Source organism: Cesiribacter sp. SM1 (assembly GCF_020178975.1).
Taxonomy (GTDB): domain Bacteria; phylum Bacteroidota; class Bacteroidia; order Cytophagales; family Cyclobacteriaceae; genus Cesiribacter.
Genome location: NZ_JAHXBU010000040.1, coordinates 144,307 through 165,475 on the forward strand (window position 1 = coordinate 144,307; position 21,169 = coordinate 165,475).

At 47.3% G+C, this 21,169-nt stretch carries 19 protein-coding genes; 12 read left to right on the top strand and 7 right to left on the bottom strand.

All coding sequences use genetic code 11. The annotated features are described in order from the left end of the window. Window positions 1–16: 16 nt before the first annotated feature. Entirely contained in the window at window positions 17–1,012 is a 996-nt protein-coding gene (gene dusB / locus KWJ01_RS05750; protein WP_224995471.1) for a tRNA dihydrouridine synthase DusB, read from the bottom strand. A 40-nt stretch (window positions 1,013–1,052) separates the two neighbouring features. On the opposite strand from dusB, the gene KWJ01_RS05755 reads away from it, so the two are divergent. From KWJ01_RS05755 to KWJ01_RS05775, 5 genes are all read left to right on the top strand, one after another. Next, window positions 1,053–1,985, top strand: a complete 933-nt coding sequence (locus tag KWJ01_RS05755) for a CPBP family intramembrane glutamic endopeptidase (RefSeq protein WP_224995472.1) — start codon at window positions 1,053–1,055, stop codon at window positions 1,983–1,985. Beyond that, window positions 1,982–2,188, top strand: a complete 207-nt coding sequence (locus tag KWJ01_RS05760; protein ID WP_224995473.1) for a putative signal transducing protein — start codon at window positions 1,982–1,984, stop codon at window positions 2,186–2,188. Before KWJ01_RS05755 ends, KWJ01_RS05760 begins: the two co-directional genes overlap by 4 nt. Next, the gene (locus tag KWJ01_RS05765) at window positions 2,169–3,005 is read left to right on the top strand and encodes a phosphatidate cytidylyltransferase (RefSeq protein ID WP_224995474.1); all 837 of its coding nucleotides are present in this window, start codon (window positions 2,169–2,171) and stop codon (window positions 3,003–3,005) included. The genes KWJ01_RS05760 and KWJ01_RS05765 overlap by 20 nt, the downstream gene beginning before the upstream one ends. Before the next feature lie 215 nt (window positions 3,006–3,220). Then, window positions 3,221–4,498: a Glu/Leu/Phe/Val dehydrogenase gene (locus tag KWJ01_RS05770; RefSeq protein WP_224995475.1), complete on the top strand. Its 1,278-nt coding sequence runs from the start codon at window positions 3,221–3,223 to the stop codon at window positions 4,496–4,498. 120 nt (window positions 4,499–4,618) lie between these two features. Next, window positions 4,619–5,278 (top strand): phosphatidylserine decarboxylase family protein, encoded by a 660-nt coding sequence (locus KWJ01_RS05775; RefSeq protein WP_224995476.1) that lies wholly within the window; start codon window positions 4,619–4,621, stop codon window positions 5,276–5,278. 95 nt (window positions 5,279–5,373) lie between these two features. Here the strand turns inward: KWJ01_RS05775 and KWJ01_RS05780 are convergent, their stop codons facing one another. The 4 genes from KWJ01_RS05780 to KWJ01_RS05795 form a co-directional block, all read right to left on the bottom strand. After that, window positions 5,374–5,871, bottom strand: a complete 498-nt coding sequence (locus tag KWJ01_RS05780; protein WP_224995477.1) for a hypothetical protein — start codon at window positions 5,869–5,871, stop codon at window positions 5,374–5,376. Between the two features lie 175 nt (window positions 5,872–6,046). Next, window positions 6,047–6,559: a hypothetical protein gene (locus tag KWJ01_RS05785; protein ID WP_224995478.1), complete on the bottom strand. Its 513-nt coding sequence runs from the start codon at window positions 6,557–6,559 to the stop codon at window positions 6,047–6,049. Window positions 6,560–6,590: 31 nt separating this feature from the next. Further along, window positions 6,591–7,310, bottom strand: coding sequence for a lipoyl(octanoyl) transferase LipB (gene lipB / locus KWJ01_RS05790; protein WP_224995479.1), 720 nt, complete (start codon window positions 7,308–7,310; stop codon window positions 6,591–6,593). 234 nt (window positions 7,311–7,544) lie between these two features. Beyond that, the gene (locus KWJ01_RS05795; RefSeq protein ID WP_224995480.1) at window positions 7,545–8,552 is read right to left on the bottom strand and encodes a bifunctional phosphoglucose/phosphomannose isomerase; all 1,008 of its coding nucleotides are present in this window, start codon (window positions 8,550–8,552) and stop codon (window positions 7,545–7,547) included. A gap of 60 nt (window positions 8,553–8,612) precedes the next feature. Between KWJ01_RS05795 and KWJ01_RS05800 the strand changes: the two genes are divergently transcribed. Next, on the top strand, window positions 8,613–8,978 hold the full coding sequence (locus KWJ01_RS05800; protein WP_224995481.1) for a YraN family protein: 366 nt from the start codon (window positions 8,613–8,615) through the stop codon (window positions 8,976–8,978). A gap of 113 nt (window positions 8,979–9,091) precedes the next feature. Here KWJ01_RS05800 and KWJ01_RS05805 read toward each other — a convergent pair whose 3' ends face one another. Then, a complete protein-coding gene (locus KWJ01_RS05805; RefSeq protein WP_224995482.1) occupies window positions 9,092–9,316 on the bottom strand; it encodes a hypothetical protein in 225 nt (74 codons plus the stop codon). Window positions 9,317–9,576: 260 nt separating this feature from the next. Between KWJ01_RS05805 and recQ the strand changes: the two genes are divergently transcribed. The 6 genes from recQ to KWJ01_RS05835 all read left to right on the top strand — a co-directional run bounded on the left by recQ (window position 9,577) and on the right by KWJ01_RS05835 (window position 19,844). Beyond that, complete coding sequence (gene recQ / locus KWJ01_RS05810) at window positions 9,577–11,703, top strand: DNA helicase RecQ (protein ID WP_224995483.1); 2,127 nt, start codon at window positions 9,577–9,579, stop codon at window positions 11,701–11,703. Between the two features lie 469 nt (window positions 11,704–12,172). Continuing rightward, complete coding sequence (locus KWJ01_RS05815) at window positions 12,173–16,711, top strand: HYR domain-containing protein (protein WP_224995484.1); 4,539 nt, start codon at window positions 12,173–12,175, stop codon at window positions 16,709–16,711. Between the two features lie 19 nt (window positions 16,712–16,730). Continuing rightward, window positions 16,731–17,741, top strand: a complete 1,011-nt coding sequence (locus KWJ01_RS05820) for a PorP/SprF family type IX secretion system membrane protein (RefSeq protein ID WP_224995485.1) — start codon at window positions 16,731–16,733, stop codon at window positions 17,739–17,741. Between the two features lie 406 nt (window positions 17,742–18,147). Next, window positions 18,148–18,228 (top strand): PGF-CTERM sorting domain-containing protein, encoded by an 81-nt coding sequence (locus KWJ01_RS28275; RefSeq protein WP_224995490.1) that lies wholly within the window; start codon window positions 18,148–18,150, stop codon window positions 18,226–18,228. A gap of 551 nt (window positions 18,229–18,779) precedes the next feature. Then, window positions 18,780–19,166, top strand: a complete 387-nt coding sequence (locus KWJ01_RS28280) for an OmpA family protein (protein WP_224995491.1) — start codon at window positions 18,780–18,782, stop codon at window positions 19,164–19,166. Between the two features lie 84 nt (window positions 19,167–19,250). Continuing rightward, window positions 19,251–19,844 carry a hypothetical protein gene (locus tag KWJ01_RS05835; protein ID WP_224995486.1) on the top strand — a complete coding sequence of 198 codons (594 nt, stop codon included), beginning with the start codon at window positions 19,251–19,253 and terminating at the stop codon, window positions 19,842–19,844. Window positions 19,845–20,064: 220 nt separating this feature from the next. Here the strand turns inward: KWJ01_RS05835 and KWJ01_RS05840 are convergent, their stop codons facing one another. Continuing rightward, window positions 20,065–20,583, bottom strand: coding sequence for a hypothetical protein (locus KWJ01_RS05840; protein WP_224995487.1), 519 nt, complete (start codon window positions 20,581–20,583; stop codon window positions 20,065–20,067). Between the last annotated feature and the right edge of the window lie 586 nt (window positions 20,584–21,169).

Below are 21,169 nucleotides of genomic sequence, written 5' to 3' on the forward strand. Positions count from 1 at the left end.
GCCATGCCGGCTCTTGCTAGGCAAAGCTGTAGGCATTTGAAAATTCGTTAGCAATTTCCTCCAGAATTACCAGCAGCTCATCGTAAGATTCGCTGGTAACAAGGCGTATCCTGTAGGGCTTAAAGTTCTGCAGACCTTTGAAGTAGTTGGTGAAATGAGGCCTCATTTCATAAATACCCTGCTTTTCGCCTTTCCATTCTACAGAAAAGCGCAGATGTTCCTTCACAGTTGCCATCCTTTCCTGCAGGGTAGGCGGGGGCAGCAGCTCGCCGGTGGCATTGTAGTGCTTAATTTCTCTGAAAATCCAGGGATAACCAATGGCAGCACGGCCAATCATTACACCATCAACGCCATAGCGCTTCCAGTAGTCCACAGCTTTCTGGGGCGAGTCAATATCGCCATTGCCAAAAATAGGTATATGAATGGAGGGGTGACTTTTCACCTCTTCAATCCAGCTCCAGTCGGCCTCACCTTTGTACATCTGCTGACGGGTGCGGCCGTGTATGGTAAGGGCCTGAATACCCGCATCCTGCAGGCGCTGGGCTACTTCTATAATTTTTATAGTGTCATGGTCCCAGCCCAGGCGTGTTTTTACCGTTACGGGTTTATTTACCCGTTTTACAATTTCGGCTGTCATGGTCTGCATTTTGGGGATATCCAGCAGAATGCCGGCACCGGCCCCTTTGCAGGCCACTTTTTTTACAGGGCAGCCGTAGTTAATATCGATCAGCTCCGGATTGGCTTCTTCGGCAATGGCTGCAGCCTGACGCATGCTTTCTATCTCGGCACCAAAGATCTGGATGCCGATGGGACGTTCGTAGTCGTAGATATCCAGCTTCTGCACCGATTTGTCGGCATGGCGGATCAGGCCTTCTGCAGCAATAAATTCTGTATACATCAGGTCTGCACCGTTTGCCTTGCAAACCGCTCGGAACGGAGGATCACTTACATCCTCCATGGGCGCCAGCAGGAGCGGAAAATCGCCTAACTCAAGGTTTCCTATCTTTACCAATTTACAAATCCGTATTTTAGCGTAAATTTATGCCTTAATTATGGTATTTCGGCAACCAGAGCCCGATAAAAGAGATTTGCCCCCGGGGCGTTCGCTTATCCTGCTCCTCATCTATTTCTTTGTTGGGCTATTTGTAGGCCAGTTTCTGGCTGTGGTTATCTCCATGGCCATTTTTGGTACTGGCTTTAACGAAACCTCCCAGGTTGCCGGTAGCTTAAACCACCCTAACGCACGCTACATCTTGTTTGTTCTGCAGTTTTTCTCGGCGGCAGGTGGCTTTATTGCAGGGCCGCTCATGTACGTGTACCGCTATGAGCGCCACCGCTTGTCAACCCTCATTAACAGCAAGGGGCTGGCAATAATTCCCATGCTGCTGGCCATTGTGCTAACGCTGGCTTTTATGATGGTAAACTCCATTGTAATTGAATGGAATGCCAACCTAACCCTGCCCGAAACATTCAAAACCTTTGAAAGCTGGATGCAGGAGAAAGAAGTTTACCTGCAGCGGCTCACCGATTACCTCACCACGTTTAGTTCGGGACTTGATTTTGGTGTGGCCTTTATCATTATTGCCCTGTTGCCGGCTGTTGGAGAGGAGCTTTTCTTCCGGGGCCTTATGCAGCCGCTCATACGGCTGAAGATCGGGAACGCCCATGCAGCCATCTGGTTAACAGCTTTTATTTTCAGCGTTTTTCATTTTCAGTTCTACGGTTTGCTGCCCCGCTTGTTTCTGGGCGCTCTTTTTGGCTATCTTTATTACTGGTCAGGAAATCTGCTCATGCCCATACTGGGTCATTTCATCAATAATGGTTTTACTTTGGTAATGCGCTATCTGTACCAGCTGCATTTAATTGAATTTGACAGCAGCGGCACGGAATCGCTGGCGGGTACTACCATTGCCATCTTTTTATTCCTGGGCATAGCGGCAATTGTTGGTTTCAGGGGGTATTTTAGCAAAGAGAGCATAACATGAAAGGCTGGTCAAAAGTCTATAAAACACACTTGCAGTACCAGGCCGAAATAGTAAAAGCCGTGCTGCTGGATAACGATTTGCCCGCGGTGGTAGTTGATAAAAAAGATAGTAATTACGGAATTGGTTATTACGAAGTACACGTGGCAGCTGACAGTGTACTGCAAGCAATTAAAATTATACAGGATGATATCTCGTTTGAATAGGTACAGCAATCTGGGTCAGCGTGTTATAGCCGGCGTGATTGGAGCTGCTGCCATCATATTTGCCATCTGGTTCAGTTCCTGGACCTATTTTCTGGCCTTTTCCGTAATCTGTGCCTTTACCCTGCTTGAATTTTACAAGCTGGTTGGCCTGGATGGCCATTTTCCGCTAAAATTCTGGGGTACCTTTACCGGCCTCATGGTCTATACTACTGCTTTTTTTATACAAAAAGGGATATTGCCCGTTCAGTACTACTTTCTGCTTTTCCCCCTGGGCTCGCTGGTTTTCTTTATAAAGCTCTATAAACGGGATGATAAAAAGCCCTTTACGAACATAGCCTTTACTTTTTTAGGAATTATTTATGTGGCCGTGCCTTTTGCCCTGCTGCATGGCATTGTGTTTATCCTGGGTGATTACAGTTACCAGATAATTTTAGGTTTGATGCTCATTATCTGGGCCAGTGATACGGGGGCCTATTTTGCAGGTACTAAATTTGGAAAACATAAACTCTTCGAGCGCGTATCACCAAAGAAGTCCTGGGAAGGTAGTATAGGCGGAGCAGCTACCGCTTTTGTAATGGCGCTGGCAATTTCCTTGTTCTACGACGACCTGGGTACCTGGGAGTGGCTGATACTGGCAGGCATTGCTATTATTACAGCTACTTATGGCGACCTGGTGGAGAGTCTTTTTAAGCGAAGCATTGCCATTAAAGACTCCGGAAGCAGCATACCGGGACATGGCGGATTTTTGGACAGATTTGATGGGCTCCTGCTATCGGTGCCTTTCATTTTAACCTATCTCGCTCTTTTTCATTATTAGTAACGCAACCGTTTGAAAAACAAAGCAGCCTAGAAGGCTACGTAAAATTGAGGTAACAATTTTTAAATTTTTGCATTAAATCGTTTCAGGTAAAACGTTTTATAATCTTGTACTTCTTTCTAATTTTACCTCATGAATTTGCCTCTGGCAAAACCTGTGTATCTTTTTTTAAGCATACAAATGGGGATGCAGTAGGCTATTAGACAACAGATACTATGGCGTACATCGAACCAGCTCCTATAAAAGATAAGGAGAACCCGTTTGAATCTATGATGTCGAGGTTTGAAACAGCTGCACAGCACCTGGGCCTCGATGAATCAGTGTATAATGTACTTAAAGCTCCGGTAAAGCAGGTAATTGTAAACCTGCCCGTTACCATGGACGATGGTACAATTAAGGTGTTTGAAGGGTATCGGGTGATACACTCCAGTATTCTCGGTCCTTCAAAAGGCGGTATCCGCTACGATATGCACGTAAACCTGGATGAAGTAAAGGCCCTGGCTGCCTGGATGACCTGGAAATGCGCCGTGGTAGATATTCCCTATGGTGGTGCAAAAGGTGGTATCCGCTGCAATCCCCGCCAGATGTCGACCGGCGAAATAGAGCGCCTAACCCGCGCCTACACCAAATCCATGCTGGAGATCTTTGGTCCCGACCGCGATATTCCGGCTCCGGATATGGGTACAGGTCCGCAGGAAATGGCCTGGCTGATGGACGAATTTTCCCGCTCGGTGGGCCAGACTACCAATGCTGTGGTAACCGGCAAGCCCCTTGTACTGGGAGGCTCCCTGGGACGTACCGAGGCTACCGGTCGTGGTGTGATGGTAAGTGCCCTGGCAGCCATGGAGAAACTTAAAATTAACCCTTACCAGGCAACCTGCGCCGTGCAGGGCTTTGGTAACGTAGGTTCTTTTGCAGCCCTTTTGCTCGAGGAGCGCGGGGTTAAGATTGTGGCTATCTCCGACCTTAGTGGTGCTTACTACAATGCCAATGGTATTGATATTAACGCAGCCATGCAGCACCGCAATAACAACCGTGGCAGCCTGGAAGGCTTTGCCGGTGGCGATAAAATGGAAGAAGCCAACCAGCTGCTTGAGCTGGAGGTAGACGTGCTGGTGCCCGCTGCCATGGAAGATGTAATTACCATCAACAACGCCCATAATATCAAAGCAAAACTGATTGTGGAGGGAGCCAATGGCCCAACCTCTTTCCGTGCCGATGGTGTTATCAATGAAAAAGGGGTGATGGTAGTGCCTGATATCCTGGCAAATGCCGGTGGTGTAACGGTAAGCTACTTTGAGTGGGTGCAGAACCGCCTGGGTTATAAGTGGACTGCCGAACGTGTTAACCGCCGCAGCGACAGGATTATGAAAGATGCCTTTGACCGGGTATATAAAACTTCGGTAGAGTACAAAGTACCTATGCGTATTGCTGCTTACATTGTTGCGATCGATAAAGTGGCTAAAACCTATAAATTCCGCGGTGGCTTCTAAACATTTGAGCCAAAGCACAAGTATATTATAAAAAGGGCTGGTCGTAAGCATGCAGGTGCCGGCCAGCCTTTTCTGTTTTTGGCCTTTTACCGTATATTGCGCCGCGAAACACAGTCACACATGACCATACATAAGGAAGGACGTAGATTACTATTTATACTGTTACTGATCCTGGTAGCCATTAACCTGCTGGTTATTTACTGGGCACCAGAGCAATCGGAGCTCCACACTATTTTCATTATTGCAAGCATTGTATTTTATCTGCTGATTCTTCAATTCTTCAGGAATCCGCGCTTTCTGGTGCCCACTAATGAAAAGCATGTACTTGCTCCTGCAGATGGAAAGGTGGTGGTGATAGAAGAGGTGCTTGATAAAGAGTACTTTAACCAGCCCCGCCGGCAGATCTCCATCTTTATGTCGCCGGTGAATGTGCACGTAAACCGCAGCCCGGTAAGTGGTATTGTAAAGTACTTTAAGTACCATCCCGGGCAGTACCTGGTAGCCTGGCACCCCAAAAGCAGCACCGATAACGAACGTACTACCGTGGTAGTGGAAATGACAGACGGTGTGCAGGTGCTATTCCGGCAGATTGCGGGTGCTCTTGCACGCCGGATCAAGTGGTATGTACAGGAGGGCCAGCCTATTGAACAGGGTGGTGAATTCGGGTTCATTAAATTTGGCTCCCGCGTAGACATATTGCTGCCCCTGGATGCTGAAGTAAAAGTTGCCATAGGCGATAAAACCAAAGGCGGCCGCACCGTTATAGCAGAGTTGAAGTAGATATTAGAATTTAGAATAGATCAAGATAAAAGAAAAGCGCGCAGAGGCAACCCCTGCGCGCTTTTCTGTTTTACAGTTTTCTTCGGTATTAGCCACTAAATATTCAGGTACTCCTTTAGCTTTCCTCCGTTTTTAGCGGCTATTGCTTTTTTCAGCTCTTTGTTAAGCTTCATTTTGTTTGATTTAACTTCGCAGTAATCGAGCAGAAGCGTTACTGCATTGAGCTTTATTTCATTGTTATCTGAAGCTTTATCTGAATTTTCCAGCACGTATTTGGTCATGGCAGCAAAGTAAATACCCAGCACAGCATCGTTTTTGTGCATGAGCTTTGCGGCAGTTTCATCTACCATAAATTTATAATCAGGGGTGCCCGACATCCAGGTGACCAGTGCTTTAAGTGCAGCCTGGCGGTTAGGGTTGTTATCATCTACAGGAACAGAGAGGATATAATTGGCAGATTCCAGTATCTGGCTTTCGTACGCTTTATATTCAGTCTTCTCCTTATACTCAACCTTTTGCAGGGCACTGAAATCCTGGGCATAGGTGCAGAAGGCAGTAAAGAGGAGCGTGAGTACCAGTAATAGTTTTTTCATGGCAACAGGCGTTTTGGTGAAGCTTAATATTACAACAATATATAAAAATTAATTAACAGCAGTATTTGGTGCTGTCATTAGCTGCTGAAGATCGGAGCAGCTGTGGCATAGCGCTGCTGCCAGCGTAAAAATGTACTATAACAGAAAGCCCGGCTGGAGGCCGGGCCATTTTATTTTAGTTGTTGCCTGCTTCTTTGATAGGTTCGAGCTTATCGCGCAGGTGTGAGGGTACCTCATCGATCAGCATCAAACGCATGCCTTTGGTAGAGGCTTCGTCGTTCGGTATCAGGGTGAAGTTGTAGTATTGAGAAGGAATGCGCCACATTGCGCCGGTAAGGGGGTCTATAACCAGCATCCCTAAAAAGCCACCAATAGCAATATTGCCAAAATACCAGCCGTCTATTTTTGCTTCAATAACAAATGTTTGTGGCTGATACCCATGCTGGCTAAGGGATACTTCATAGAAAGCAGGCTTAAAGTAGCCACTGCTGGCATCCAGCGGGAGTGTGGCAGGTGTCATGCCCTGATATACTACCATACCCCTTGCATCAGAAATGGTAATGTTAACATTCTGGGGGGTGGTGTTAATGGTTACAGGGTAGGTTGATTTGCTGAATATACTGGCGCAGCTTGCTAAAACTCCTGTGAGCAGCAGGCCCAATGTCATGGATTTGAAAAAGTGGTACATAAGGCTGAGTTTATGGTCTAAAAGTACCATATTACTCAACAATATCCATGCCGAACAGACTGGCCAGGTGTAGTTTTAATCTTTCTTCAACTTCTGCAAGCGCTACTTCACGGCCCAGTTCCTGCTGCATGGAGGTAACGGCTTTGTCATCAATGCCACAGGGAATGATGTGGCCAAAATACGCCAGATCTGTATTTACATTCAGGGCAAGGCCGTGCATGGTTACCCAGCGACTGCTTTTGACACCCATAGCGCATATTTTTCTTGGGTTTTGCTGCTTCTCATAATCCAGCCACACACCGGTAAGGCCGGGAATGCGCCCGGCGTCCAGTCCATAATCAGCCAGGGTATAGATCACGGCTTCTTCCAGCAGGCGCAGGTACTTATGAATGTCTGTAAAGAAGTTCTCGAGGTCCAGCAGGGGGTAAGCTACCAGCTGGCCGGGGCCGTGGTAGGTAATATCGCCGCCACGGTTTATCTTGTAATAGCTGGCCCTGGCCTGTAGCAGTCCATCCTCATCAAGTAAAAGATGCTCCGCTTTGCCACTCTTGCCCAGGGTATAAACGTGGGGGTGCTCTACAAACAGCAGGTGATTGGTGGTAGGCTGCTGCTCATGCGGGGGCAGCTGCCGGTTAGCGATTTTTATGGCAACAATGCCTGCAAATACCTCTTCCTGCAAATCCCAGGCCTGCTGGTAATCCATTTTGCCCAGGTGCCTGAAAACTACCTGTTTATTGATGTGCTCGTTCACGCGTTGAATCAGCTGATTGAATGCAAAGGTAGGGAATTTTGGGGGGATCGGGTATGGGGTATGAGGAGTAGGGAGTTTGCTGTCAGCTGAATGATCTCTTATACAGTGCCAGTCTGTCTATTATCTATAGTCTATTGTCTATAGTCCAATGTCCAAAGCCAACAGCTTAATGAAGTGCCTCTGGCAACCAACACCAGCCCCGCTCATACCTCATACCCGATACTCCATACCTCCCTACTTCACCTTTGCAAGTGCTTTCTTGAGGTGATCAATGGCTTCTATGGCGAAAGGATCTGCCTGGTTGGCCAGTGCCAGAAAGTAGCTGACCCAGTCGGTAAAATGGATCAGGTAAAAACACTGCTCCAGCAGGCTATCTCCTTTTGCTTCAATATCGCTTACATTGGCAGCCTTTCCTTTCAGCAGCTCGCGTGTAACCCTAATGCGCTCCCGCACCCTGGGGTGGTCGTAGGCGGTGAGCAGGAAGTATACCTTGCTGTCGTTCATTACCTGCTCGGGGTGCTCCCAGCCCACCAGCTCGTTGTGGTTCATCTCGGGCAGCTCATTCACATGGCACAGGTGTTTGCCATTTTCATTTATCTGCTGCTGAATACGGGTGGCTACAGGCGATATACGGCTATCGGTATATATTACCGGCAGGTAGCCCTTCATGGAGTTGGCAAGTTTTTCACCACGTGTGCGCAGCGATTCTTCTTCCTGATCAAGCAGGGCGGCGATACGTTCTGTTTCTGCAACAAAGCCATTGCCTATTAAACCTTTGTGGTGCAGTATAAAGAGTAGGGCAATTACTGAATAACCAATGTTTGCACGCGGGCTTTTGCTGTCGCCGGGTATTTTTATCATATCCAGCTGATGCTGCACGGCATGACTGCCAATCGTGCCGCCGCTGGTAACGGCTGTGCACTGCGCGCCAGCCTGCACGGCTTTTTCCAGGCTGCCAACAGTTTCTTCGGTATCACCGCTAAAGGATGAAGCTATAAAAAGTGTATGCTCATCTATAAAGGCGGGCATGCTGTAGTTTTTAAGTACAAGCAGCGGCACCTTCAGCTCATCCTGCACCAGAGAAGCAACCAGATTTCCGCCTATGCCGGAGCCGCCCATGCCTGCAATTACTACATTGCGGATTTCTTTTGTAGCCGGTTTAATGCTGGCATCTTGTCCTATGCGTATGGCATCCCGTAGTTGTTGGGAAAAATCTTCGATCAGTTTTCTCATTTTGTCCATGACAAAGCAGGTGTTTAGCTTGTTCCAAAAGTATGTAGGGTAAAATTAACAGAAAATCGTTTGCACGATAAGCAGCTTACCGGATTATTAGGCGAAAAGCTTGCTGCAGAATTTTTGCGGCAAAAAGGTGTCCGTATTCTTGAACAGAATTACCGTAAGGGCCGGGCCGAAATAGACATTATTGCCATTACTGATAAGCTGCTGCTGTTTGTTGAAGTTAAAACCCGAAGGGGCGGAAACAGTTTTGGATATCCCGAAGAAGCTGTCAATCATAAAAAAGCAGCACTAATCATAAATGCTGCCAGTTACTATATTAAAAAGATCGATTGGAAAGGAGATATCCGTTTTGACATTATTGCTATACAGCTGCCATTAAATTCTGATCAAAACCCAGAGATCAGCCACTTTGAAGATGCGTTCTACTGATAATATCTGTTTTACCAGGCGCTTTTAACTATCGTGAAATTACGCTGATATCGGCTGAAGCCCGTTTTTGTAAATGTTTATTTCTTTAACAGCACCAAATTAACAGCACACCCTTACTTTATCTCTTCAGGCTCTTTCTTCAATCGTCTTTTAGGTAAGCTGCCATCTGGCAGGCTAATGCCGGGGGGCAGATCATCCAGATCTGGTAAATTACTGACACTTATTCCGCCATCGTCGTCTCCTCCCTTCCGGAAGGGATTAATCTTTTGCTTCATGAGCATGACCATAAAATATATCATGATGACGTAAGCTATTCCACAGAGTATTAAATCAATCATACAGTTTAAAAAAAATAAAGTTCGCTTATATATATTCAACCATCCGTTAATTGCAAAGTTTTGGCTACCAGGCTATTATTTCTTAATTTTAGCTTCTGCTGAAAAGATAAAGGCATCAGTATGAGCGTGCTAAAGAAAGTGCCTGTTTTTTATTCAACGAGCTTCTAAAAAAAAGGATATGGAAAATCATAACAGATTTTACTGCATCTGAACAGACAGCACATTTTTGTTTGTTGTAACAGAACAAGAAGAGAGAAACAGTGGCAGAAACCTCCCCCTTACATAGTATACTTAAGAAGTATTTTGGGTACACGCAGTTCAGGCCTATGCAGGCCGATATTATTAAAGCAGTAGTCTCCGGACAGGATACGCTCGTGCTCATGCCTACCGGGGGCGGTAAATCGCTTTGCTACCAGGTGCCAGCGCTGCACCTGGCCGGGCTGGCCGTAGTAATTTCTCCCCTGATTGCCCTGATGCAGGACCAGGTAGCTGCGCTAAAGGCCAGCGGCGTTGCTGCGGCATACCTCAACAGTACCCAGGAGTGGCAGGAGCAGGTGCAAATTGAGCAGCAGGCAGCACACGGCCAGCTCAAGCTCCTCTATGTATCGCCGGAAAAACTGCAAACGCCCTCTTTCACTTCCCTGCTTAGCCAGCTGCCGGTCTCTCTTTTTGCCATCGATGAGGCACACTGTATTAGCTTTTGGGGGCACGACTTCCGGCCGGAGTACACACAACTGGGCCGCCTCAAGGAGCAGTTTCCGCAAGTGCCCATTATTGCCCTTACCGCCACTGCCGATAAACTTACCCGCAGCGACATACTGCAGCAGCTAAAACTAAGGCAGCCCAAGGTGTTTGTTGCTTCTTTTGACAGGCCAAACCTAAGCCTGGCAGTGCTGCCGGCCCAGCAGCGCCTGCAGCGCATTCTGGAGTTCCTGGAAGAGCGGCCCTTTCAGCCGGGAATCGTTTACTGCTTAAGCCGCAAGGGCTGCGAGTCGCTGGCAGAAAAGCTAAGCGATGCCGGCTACCGTGCGGAGGCCTATCATGCAGCGCTGCCGCACCACCAGCGCCAGAAAACGCAGGAGGATTTTCTGCGCGATAATGTTCAGATTGTTTGTGCTACCATTGCCTTTGGCATGGGCATCGATAAAAGCAATGTACGCTGGGTAGTACACTACAACCTGCCTAAAAACATAGAAAGCTATTATCAGGAGATTGGCCGTGCCGGCCGCGATGGTGCACCAGCCGATACCCTGCTGTTTTACTCTTTTGCCGATGTAATGAAGCAGCGCAGCATGCTGGAAGATCTGCCAAACGACCGCCGCCGCATGCAGGAGGCCAAGCTGGAGCGCCTGCAGCAGTATGCCGAAGCCCAGATCTGCCGCCGGCGTATCCTGCTCTCCTACTTTGGAGAGCTGGCAGAGGGCAACTGTAATAATTGCGATGTGTGCGATAACCCCCGCCAGTCGTTCGATGGCACTTTGCTAACACAGAAGGCGCTCTCTGCTATTGCCCGTTCTGGCGAGAAGCTCTCCCTGGGCCTGCTCATTGATGTATTGCGCGGTGCCGATAACGAAGAGGTGCGCCAGAAAGGCTTATTCAGGATTAAAACCTATGGAGCAGGCAAAGACATAGGCGCAGCCGACTGGCGCAATTACCTGCAGCAGATGCTAAACTCAGGCCTCATGGATATTGCCTATGAAGATGGTGGTAAGCTAAAACTGAACGACGGGAGCCGTGCCATACTCTTTGAGGGTAAAAAAGTAGAACTGAATAAGCCCCTGCAGCCCGTTCAGGCACAGCGGCCGCAGCCAAAATCTGCTGAAGTGGCAGATGATGGCCTGTTCGTGCAACTGCGTAACCTGCGCAAGCGGCTGGCCGATGAAGAAGCGCTGCCCCCCTACATTATCTTCAGTGATAAAACTTTGCGCGAGATGGCAGAGCGGCAACCGGTTACAGAAGCCGCACTTTTGCGGATAGGAGGGGTAGGGCGTCAGAAGCTGGATCGCTATGGGCAGGATTTTATTAACGAAATACTACAATACCGGCAGCAGCAGCAGGATAAGAAACAGAAGGTAGAGGGATCTACTCACCTGGTTACCCTTGAACTGCTGAAGCAGCAGTTATCGCCGGAAGAGGTAGCCGCTAAAAGAGGCATGCGTGAAGAGACAGTTTATTCTCATATTGCTGCTCTTTTTGAACAGGGCAGGCTACCGTTCCTGGACCGTTATTTAGATGAAGATGAGCGCTCTGAAATTGGTGATGCCCTCTATGTTCATGGCGTTAACAGTCCCATGAAACAGGTGTACGAGAGCCTGGATGGAAAATATCCTTATCACAAGATTCGCCTGGCTATAAGTTATTACAGGAAATCAGGCATAAAAAGCTGATGTTAAGAGTATTGATGTGCTTATGTTTTATCAATGCTTTAATGTAAAATATGTAAAATACTCAGTTTCTTTTAGTATGCCTGCGCAATTCCTGCGCCTTACTAATTGTATAGCCATAACGTTAGCATATAAAAAAAATTTTGAAACAACAGGCAGCGCCGGGAAAAGGGGGCTGGTATCAGAATATTTCATAAATAAACATGCTGTTTCTGCTGAGATTATGCTCCATTTATTGTCTGTTCTTACGTGCTGATGCTGGCCTGCTGGTTTGTAGGTGATAAGTGCCTTTAAGTGGCGGCAGGAGCATATATTTCTTTATAACTCAGTTTTTTAGGGCTTTTGCTGAATTGGTTTAGTCCTATTTATCATAAGATAGATAAAATTTTTTCATAAAAAATGTTTCTTTTTTGAGTCTGGATATTACCTTTGTAACGAACTATTCTTACAACATCAGCAAAAGCTGGAAGGTATGATTCCATTTTACCATGTTACTAAATCCCTGCGGTTAAGCCCTAAGCGATACGCGCTTTTGGCGGTTACCCTATTGATTATTGCTGCAGCTCCGGTGCTGTTGCCCACTTTTTCCGCTCACACATTCAGTGTAGATGAGAACACGGCAACAGATGCGCCTGTGGGGCAGATTATGCCCAAAACAGACGCCAATGGTGATGCTCTGCACTTTGAACTGATTGGAGGAAACACTAACGATGCCTTCAAACTGGCAACGGATGGTAAGCTATCAGTGCTTAATGCCGATGCACTAGATTTTGAGCAAACACCAACTTTTAGTCTCACCGTTCGCGTAACGGCAGGCAAAGAGACTTCTGCGCCGGAGGCCACAGATATTACAGTGCATGTTAATCTTAATAACGTAGCCGAAGCAGCCCTGGTAAATACAGAGGCTGCTACAGCAGTTTCTGAAAAAGATGCAGTGCTTAATGGTACTGCCCGCAGCAATGGTGCAGCAACTGTTGTGGCTTTTCAGTGGGGTTCAGTACAGGCGCTACCCGATGTTGATGATCCTGGTATGCTGCCCGGGTCCCGGATTCTTTCAGCGGGAGCTGCTGCTACGGCCATTAACCTGCCGCTTAGCAGTCTTGAGGCCAACACCACTTACTATTACCGCCTTGTGGCCCAGAATAGTGTTGGGGTTGTGTATGGTAAAACAATGTCGTTTACAACCAGCAGTATTCCAACTGTTTTATCTATCAGGAGAAACAGCGCCAGTCCAACCAAAGCATCGGGCGTAAGCTATAGAGTTAAGTTCAGCGAAGCAGTAAAGGGAGTAGATGCCAGCGATTTTGAGCTGGAAAAAAGTACTGGCGTTTCTGCTGCAATTTCTGCTGTTGCTGCCGTAAGCACTTCAGAATATGATGTAAACGTAAATGGTGTTAGTGGTAATGGAACGCTGAAGCTCCGCTTCAGGGATAACAATACTGTATTAAGTAGCGTCAATATGCCTGTTGGTGGCACTGCTGCCGGCGATTTCAGTGGCGGCGAAGTTTACCTGCTTGATAACACAGCGCCAGGCATTACCATCACATCTCCAATACATCCTTATACCCAGATTGGTCCTTTAACTTATACCATTACCTATAGCGAGGCAAGTAATATTACACTTACGCCTGCAGATGTAGAAGTGGTTGTTACTGAAGTGGTAGCTGGTAAACCGGCCCCTACAGGCATTGTTGAAGTAACAGGTACCGGTAGCCTGGAGCGTAAGGTAGTTATCAGGAACATTACAGGCGATGGTACCCTGAAGATCAGGATTAAAGCAGGTACTGCCGTAGATGCGGCAGGCAATGTAGCGGGTATGTCTGACTACAGCAGAGTAACTATTATTGATAATACAAAACCTCAGGGTGTTTGCCCGCAGGATGTAACAGTTATGCATACAGCAACTAGCTGTAGCCCGTATGTAAAAGTAGGCCTTCCTGCTTTCAATGATATAAACGAGCCAGGCGTGGTAACCATCACCAACGATTTTACCAATACAGCCGATGCTTCTTCAGATAAATATCCTGTGGGTAAAACAACCATCGTTACATGGACATTCACCGACCAGTCTGGTAACTACGATAACTGTACCACAACTGTAACTGTAGAAGACAAAGCACCTCCGGTGGTAACGGCTCCTGCAGATATAACAGTGGGCACAGACCCCGGCAGGTGCGATGCCAAAGTAGATTACGGTGTAATAACAGCAGTTGACTGCGGCGGTGATGTTACCTTAAACATCACCGGCCCTGCTTCGGGATCAAGATTTCCAACAGGAACACCAACCGTAGTAACGTACACTGCCAAAGACCCAAGCGGTAACACCACCACTGGTAGTTTTAAAATTACTGTAATCGATACGGAAGCACCGGTGATCAAATGCCCTGCCATCCAGACACATTACGAGGTTGCCGAGGGAGAAAATGATGTGATCATCACTTACCCGGCTGTTACAGCAACAGATAACTGTACGGCTGCATCAGAAATTACAATTGAGCGGGTATCAGGCTTTGCATCAGGCACCCGGTTAACGGCCGGTTCCTATACTTATAAGTTTAAGGCAACCGATAAAGCCGGTAATGTTGCCGAATGCTCCTTTACGGTTGTGGTGGTAGATAATGATGCCCCAATGATCGTTATTGGTCCGCCATCTGTACCTATTACAACACATGGCCCTGTGTGGTACGATGTTACTTATTATGGTACTACTGATATTTTCCTTACTGCCGATGATGTATCCCTTAACCTTACAGGTACGGCACAGGCTGGTAATATAGCGGTTACTACTACCAATAATCCAAATGTACTAAGGGTAACCTTATCCAATATTACCGGAAACGGCACCATTGGCATCAACATAGCGGCAGGAACTGCCACCGATGGCACCAACCTGGCGCCTGCTGCCGGCCCAAGTGAAACCTTTATCGTTGATAACACCGACCCAATTGTTGGCGGTGGCGACGGCGGCACCGGAGGCGGTGGAGATGGAGGCGATGGTGGTGATGGTGGTGACGGTGGTGATAACGGCGGTGGCGGAAATGGTGGTGGTATCGGCAATGAAGAGTGGACCTTCGAGGATACCGCAAAGACCCTGTACTTTACCGTAACGGATAACTCATCTTCTGCATCAGAACTAGATGTTAAGGTTACAGCTGTCAATACTGCCCTGATACCTGCTTCAGGAATTGCCCTAAGCAAAGTGAATGGAAACTACACCCTTAAAATAACCCCTGCAGCAGATCTCGATGGCAGTTCTGCCATCAGCATTACCGTGAAAGACCGGGCGGGAAACACTACTGTTAAAACCTTTACACTTACAGTAGTGGCAGTGGCCGATAAGCCAAACATCACACTGGCGCAGAATCCAATTGAAGGGGAGGAAGAAGCCAACATTCCACTTGGTATAGGCGTATCGCTGAAGGATGTGGATGGATCTGAAAGCCTCATCGGTATTTATATTGAAGGTGTGCCGGCAGATGCAACACTATCGGCAGGTACAAACCTGGGAGGCGGCAAGTGGCAGCTAAGTCAGAACCAGCTTACAGGTCTTACCATCCGCACAGAAAACTTTGATGAGGATATTCTCCTGACCATCCGGGCTATCAGCGAAGAAGCGTCCAACCATCCGCAGGTGGTAAAACAGGCCGAGCGTGTGGTAGAGCTGCTGATCACCATCAGGGGTGTGAACGATGCCCCGAGCTTCTCGCTTAGCCAGACCCAAATCAGGCAGGTGGAAGACTTTTCTCACACAAGTGGAGATGTTACCATCTACATCAACGATCTGGCAGATGTTGATACAGACCTTTCGGCCATAGAATTCTCGCTTGACCCTGTTAGTGTAGACTGGGTAGATATTAGCCTGAATACCGAAGAGCAGTCTATTGTACTGAAGTCTATAGACAATAAAAACAAGCGTCAGCCTTTTACCTTTACCCTCACAGCAGATGATAAGGGTGCGGTAAACAACCTTTACTCTCAGACCTTCAGTGTGCAAATAGATTCACTCAATGATGCCCCTTATGGTAAAGTTGGTGAAGAGCCGCTGGTGTTTGAAATTGAAACTGAAGCGGCAGCAGAGCTTTTCCCTGCCATATACAAAGATGTGGATATGCAGGATGAAGCCTCTACCGAAAAGCTTACTGTAGCAATAGAGGTAGAAGGCGGCGCTCCAGAATGGCTAAGGGTGGAAAATATCTTCACCACTGATTTCAGGTGGATCAGCCAGCTGGTGGCAAACCCACCCCGTGAAGCAGAAGGCATGCTGTTTAAAGTAAAAGCCTTTGCAACCGACGAGCACGGCGTAAACCTCCTGAACGAGGGAGACCTGGATGAGAATGGAGCGCAGAAGCGTTACGATGAGTTCTGGGTGAAGATTGTCTGCAACAATGCACTGCCCGAGGTAGCGGAGGAGGAAACAACCATTACCCTCTTCATGAACCAGCAGCCAGACCCAGCAGAGCCACACTACGAGTTTAGCATAGAAGACGATGCCAAAGCTCTGGTTGAAGGAGCAGAGGTGCTGGAGGTAACAGCCACAGAGGTAGACCAAACCATGATCAGCAAGGTAGAGCTGGTGAAGGGTGCTGAAAATGAGTGGCGCCTGTGGGTTACGCCTGCAGACAACCAGTATGGCGAAACTACCTTTAAGATCCAGATCAACGACCTTGCCTACTGTAATGTAGATGAAACGCCTCGTGAGCCTGTATTCATTACCGTGCATGTGGTGATCAAGCTCAGAGATGTGCTCGACATCCCAACCCTGATCACGCCAAACGGCGATGGCGATAATGATACCTGGAATATTTTTGGTCTTGAAGAGTTTGGCAAGCATGAGGTAAGGGTGTTCGATAACCGCGGCCGCATCATCTTCTCCTCCAACATATATGGTCCGGGTAAAGAATGGGATGGCACCCTGAACGGTAAAGCCCTGCCTGATGGTACCTACACCTACCAGATTGTTTTCAACGAAGGCAAGGATAAGCGCCAGGGTCATATAACCATTGCACGATAACAGCCAAAAAAAGACTCCTATGAAAAAGATATATCTGATACTTGTAATGATGATTGCTGCCGCGGCTCCTGTGGCTGCGCAGCAACAGTACGAGCTGACCCAGTTTTTTCAGAACCCACAGGCCCTGAATGCAGCCTTTACAGGCATAGAAAAATACTGGCAGATAAATGCCGGTTACCGCAAGGTGTGGGCAGGCTCTGAGTTTGCGCCTTCCCAGAGCTTTGTGAGCTTTAATGGTAGTTTCTACAAGCCCGATCTGCGCCTTAATTCCATCCGCATCAGCCGGCCCGAGGCTTATGAAGATAACCTCTCGAACAAGGAGTACCGCAAGTTGAATGCCAGGCATGGCCTGGGCGGTTACTATGGTTATGTGACCAATGGCATGTCTGTAGATGACCAGGGCTCACTTACCTATGCCTACCACCTGCCCCTTACCCGCAGCATCAGCATGTCGGCCGGAGCAGGCGTAGCCTACATGAATACCTATCTTTCTGCAGGTACCTATTATGTGCGGCATACCAAAGACTACATTTACCAGGACCTTACTTCAGAGTATGCCAGAAAGCGTGAGCTTGCTATCAACACTGGTGTAGCTATTTATGGCAGCCGTTTTTATGCAGGTTACAGCACTACCCGCCTGGCTTTTTTGAAAGGAACTACGGATGATATATACCAGGAGCCTGTAAACTATGTGGCACACACCATCAATGCAGGCTACCAGCTGTACTTAAGCCCAAGTCTGCGCCTGCAGCCCAGTATCCTGATGGCTTACGATCGCCTTCGCGAAGCCTCAGTATATGGAAATGTGAAGTTCAGGTACAAAGAGATTTTCTGGGCTGGTGCCTCTTACCGCAATAAAGAAGCTTACGGTATGATGGTTGGTTTCCTGCTGGGCGATCACCTGAGCATGGGCTATGCCTATGAGCAAAATGCTTTTGAGTTTGATGCTGCTCATAACAACAACCACGAAGTGGTGCTGGGTTATCGCTTCTTTAGAAAAGGCTATCGTGTTAACAGCTATTTTTGGTAATTGGTCATGAAGAAATCACTAATAAAAAATATACTTGGCCTGGGCCTGCTATGGCTTAGCGCCAGCCCGGCCTTTGCGCAATCGGCTGCTCCAAAAACAGTGGTGGTGCCACCGCAACCTTTTGTATTTGAAATACCGCAGAAGCTTCCGGAAAGCATCAACTCCAAGGTAGAGGAAACCATGCCGGTGCTTTCGCAGGATGGTAAAATTCTATACTTCGTGCGGGTGTTGCATGCGGAAAACATCGGAGGCAGGTTGTCGGGCCACGACATCTGGTACTCCTACCGGAATGCAGACGGCAGCTGGCAGGATCCTAAAAATGGCCTGATAAGCCTGAACAACAAAGGGAACAACGCAGTGCTTGGCTTTAGCCAGGAGGGAGACCGTATATTCCTGCTGAACCAGTATGGCAGCGGTCCCAGCTTTAAATCCGGCCTTAGCTATTCTGAGCTTGCTGGCAGCCGCTGGGCTTATCCGAAAGAAGTGAAGATTCCAAAACTGAAAAAGGATGGTTTCTTTTACAATGCCTACCTTTCGCCAGATGAAGAAGTGCTGATCGTAAGCATGAAGCAGCGCACACAGCCCGGCGACGAAGACCTGTACATTGCAGTGCGCCAGAGCGATGGCCGCTGGGGTGATTTCCAGAACATGGGTGCCAAAATCAACACCCCTGGTTTTGAGGCTTTCCCCTACCTCTCTGCCGATAAACAAACACTTTATTTCTCCAGCAATGGCCATGGTGGTTTTGGTGATGCAGATGTTTTCATGTCGGCACGCCAGGACGAAAGCTGGACTAACTGGAGCAAGCCTGTAAACCTGGGCAAGCCCGTAAACTCCAAAGGCTTTGATGCTTCCTTTGCACTTTATACGGATAGTACAGCCTTTTTTATCAGCAACCGCGAGGGTGGTATGTCAGATATTTACCAGACCCGCATAGCCCGTCCGCTGGAGCAAAAGGAGCAGGCAGTACCCATTGTGTTTCAGGAGCTTACCGAAAACGAAATGGAGGAGCTAAAGCCAACGCCTGAAGATAACAGCATGGCCGACCTTTCAGATAATAAGAAAGAAGCCATTGTGGTGGAAGATGTGTACCCGCTTACCGTAAGCATCTACTTTGCCTTTGATTCTTACCAGTTATCGCCGGAGGCACAAACAAAGCTTAGGGAACTGTTTCAGAAATACACCAATGGCAACGACATAAAAGTTAACCTTACCGGCCATACCGACGCCATTGGTACCGAATCCTACAACAAGCGACTCTCTATTAACAGGGCATTCTCTGCAGAAGAGTTTCTGATCAATGCCGGACTGGCACAGGAGCGTGTGTATACAGAGGGAAAAGGCGAAGCCGAGCCGGCAGCTACAAACGATACGGCTGAAGGGCGCCGACAGAACCGAAGGGTAACAATAATGGTGGTGAAATAAGGGAAAAAAGCCTGCTGCATAGCAGGTTTTTTTTATGAAGTGCCTACATTTAGGAGTTGTTATAAATACTCTCTTTCTACCAAAATGAAGAAATCTGTTTACCTGCCGCTTATTTTACTGCTTTTGGTGGCCATGTCGTGCCAGAAAAGCGATGACAGTGTAGCTCCTGTTAGTGAGCAGAAGAAAATGTTGATGGCCGTTAACTGGACGATCGATAAAGTAATTGCAAGCACAGACTACACCATGACAACGTCCGTAGGATCTACACCCGTGAAGCAAAGCCAGGTGATGGAGGGGCTGTCTGATGAGTGTGAATATGCCGCCACCATGCAGTTTGCCCGGGATGAAAAGGTAGTGATAGGCTATGCAGCGAATTTTTGTGGATTGGAAAACCCCGCTGCCAATAACGTGAAGTGGCGCTCAGACGATGCTGTATCGGAGCTGACGCTTATAGGAGAGAACCTGGCAGGTTTTAGTGTGAACATCCAGGGAGATCATATGTCGAACGGCAATGAGGCCACCTTTAAGGTAAAAGAGCTAAGCCCTCAGAAGCTGACGATAGAACGCTCCATCCCTATCAGCAGTTTTTTCAGTGAAGATGTGCTTGCCCTTTATGCAAGCCAGGGAATTACAATGCAGGGTACCTACACCTATACCACTACCTACATAGCCAGATGAAGCCCCAGCTGCTGATACAGCTATAACATGCAACCCCTGCTCCAGTAATAAAAATAAAACAGAACAGCCTTAGTGTTAAGGCTGTTCTGTTTTATTCTTACCCGTTCTGCGGGTTTAGCTGTCTGCGGAATTTGAAGCCAAAGCTGAAACTTCTCTCTATCTTGAACAGGCCCGTACTTGTAGTGCCCAAAGCAAGATTCAGTAGAAGAGTTCTTTGAGCCTACATTAGGATGTTGCCTCTGTAATTACCAAGACCCTTTTTGTTGCCCTCAAAAGTAATATCAAAATTCACTGTATAGACATTACCATCTTTGGTGATGGTTACTTTACCCACAGGTGTTGCTGCTGTATTGTATTCCTGATTGCAATCATCTCCTTCAGTACAGTCAAAACCAATAAATGCATAAGAGAAGGTATTTGGGGCAGGATCTTCTTCTTCTGAACTTACTGGATTGAATGTGCCGGCCAGAGTGGTAGCATTCGGCGCAAGGTTCAGGCCTATACCAACTGCATTATCTCCTTCTCCATCAGTGATGATTAACATGTAATGATCAGAGGTAGTAGTTGAGCCGGTGAGGTCAATGGTACCAGCTATGGTTACACTTTTAGTGATGCCATCAATGTTGATAGTGTTTTCTGCTACTTTTGGTCCGGAATCTTCATCATCATCGTCCGTGCAGGCAGTTAGGGAAACCAAGCCAATGAGGAACAAATAAAGTAGCGCATTTAGCTTACGCATAGTTGTAATGGTTAAGTATTAATAAAAATATAAGGTTAGGAAAATACTACTTAGGCAAAAAAACAGTCAGCAGGAATAACAGTATGAACAGGCTTGTTTCTGTCTGTTGTAAAAATTTAACTTATTGAATGTTTGACTCTTAAAAATAGTGTGGAGTATTTGTGGCACTTATCTGAGGACAAAGCTACAACAATCTGTATGTAAATAGTTTAATTTAATGGCAAAATAGTTTTATTGGATCAGGCGCAGGTTGAGCGGTAAAAAAACGTTACAAAATGTTTTGCGACAGGCGGTAAAGCTGTGCAGAAATTTTAAAATTCACTTAGCTACAAGTTTTTTTCTGTACAATGTGATCAGTAGAGGGTATAAAATAAAACATTCATGATATAGCTATCACAAAGGAGCATGAAAAAGGTTTATCCATCAGGGATGAACCTTTTTTCATTATGGAGCCTCAAATTTCATTTCCCCAGCTTATCGCCAGAGGATGTGGACTGGATGTTCACAAGAACCTCATTGTTGCCTCGGTTTCAGGAGAAGGCCTAGAAGAACAGACCAGAGAGTTTAGCGCCTTTACCGAAGACCT

Bases quoted from the DNA above. Each gene is read 5' to 3' on its own strand.
- KWJ01_RS28275 (WP_224995490.1), top strand. From the start codon at position 18,148: ATGGCAGCGGTCCCAGCTTTAAATCCGGCCTTAGCTATTCTGAGCTTG.
- KWJ01_RS05805 (WP_224995482.1), bottom strand. From the start codon at position 9,316: ATGATTGATTTAATACTCTGTGGAATAGCTTACGTCATCATGATATAT.
- KWJ01_RS05765 (WP_224995474.1), top strand. From the start codon at position 2,169: ATGATATCTCGTTTGAATAGGTACAGCAATCTGGGTCAGCGTGTTATA.
- KWJ01_RS05820 (WP_224995485.1), top strand. From the start codon at position 16,731: ATGAAAAAGATATATCTGATACTTGTAATGATGATTGCTGCCGCGGCT.
- KWJ01_RS05775 (WP_224995476.1), top strand. From the start codon at position 4,619: ATGACCATACATAAGGAAGGACGTAGATTACTATTTATACTGTTACTG.
- KWJ01_RS05770 (WP_224995475.1), top strand. From the start codon at position 3,221: ATGGCGTACATCGAACCAGCTCCTATAAAAGATAAGGAGAACCCGTTT.
- KWJ01_RS28280 (WP_224995491.1), top strand. From the start codon at position 18,780: ATGGCCGACCTTTCAGATAATAAGAAAGAAGCCATTGTGGTGGAAGAT.
- KWJ01_RS05780 (WP_224995477.1), bottom strand. From the start codon at position 5,871: ATGAAAAAACTATTACTGGTACTCACGCTCCTCTTTACTGCCTTCTGC.
- KWJ01_RS05815 (WP_224995484.1), top strand. From the start codon at position 12,173: ATGATTCCATTTTACCATGTTACTAAATCCCTGCGGTTAAGCCCTAAG.
- KWJ01_RS05755 (WP_224995472.1), top strand. From the start codon at position 1,053: ATGGTATTTCGGCAACCAGAGCCCGATAAAAGAGATTTGCCCCCGGGG.
- KWJ01_RS05835 (WP_224995486.1), top strand. From the start codon at position 19,251: ATGAAGAAATCTGTTTACCTGCCGCTTATTTTACTGCTTTTGGTGGCC.
- KWJ01_RS05795 (WP_224995480.1), bottom strand. From the start codon at position 8,552: ATGGACAAAATGAGAAAACTGATCGAAGATTTTTCCCAACAACTACGG.
- KWJ01_RS05840 (WP_224995487.1), bottom strand. From the start codon at position 20,583: ATGCGTAAGCTAAATGCGCTACTTTATTTGTTCCTCATTGGCTTGGTT.
- KWJ01_RS05785 (WP_224995478.1), bottom strand. From the start codon at position 6,559: ATGTACCACTTTTTCAAATCCATGACATTGGGCCTGCTGCTCACAGGA.
- KWJ01_RS05760 (WP_224995473.1), top strand. From the start codon at position 1,982: ATGAAAGGCTGGTCAAAAGTCTATAAAACACACTTGCAGTACCAGGCC.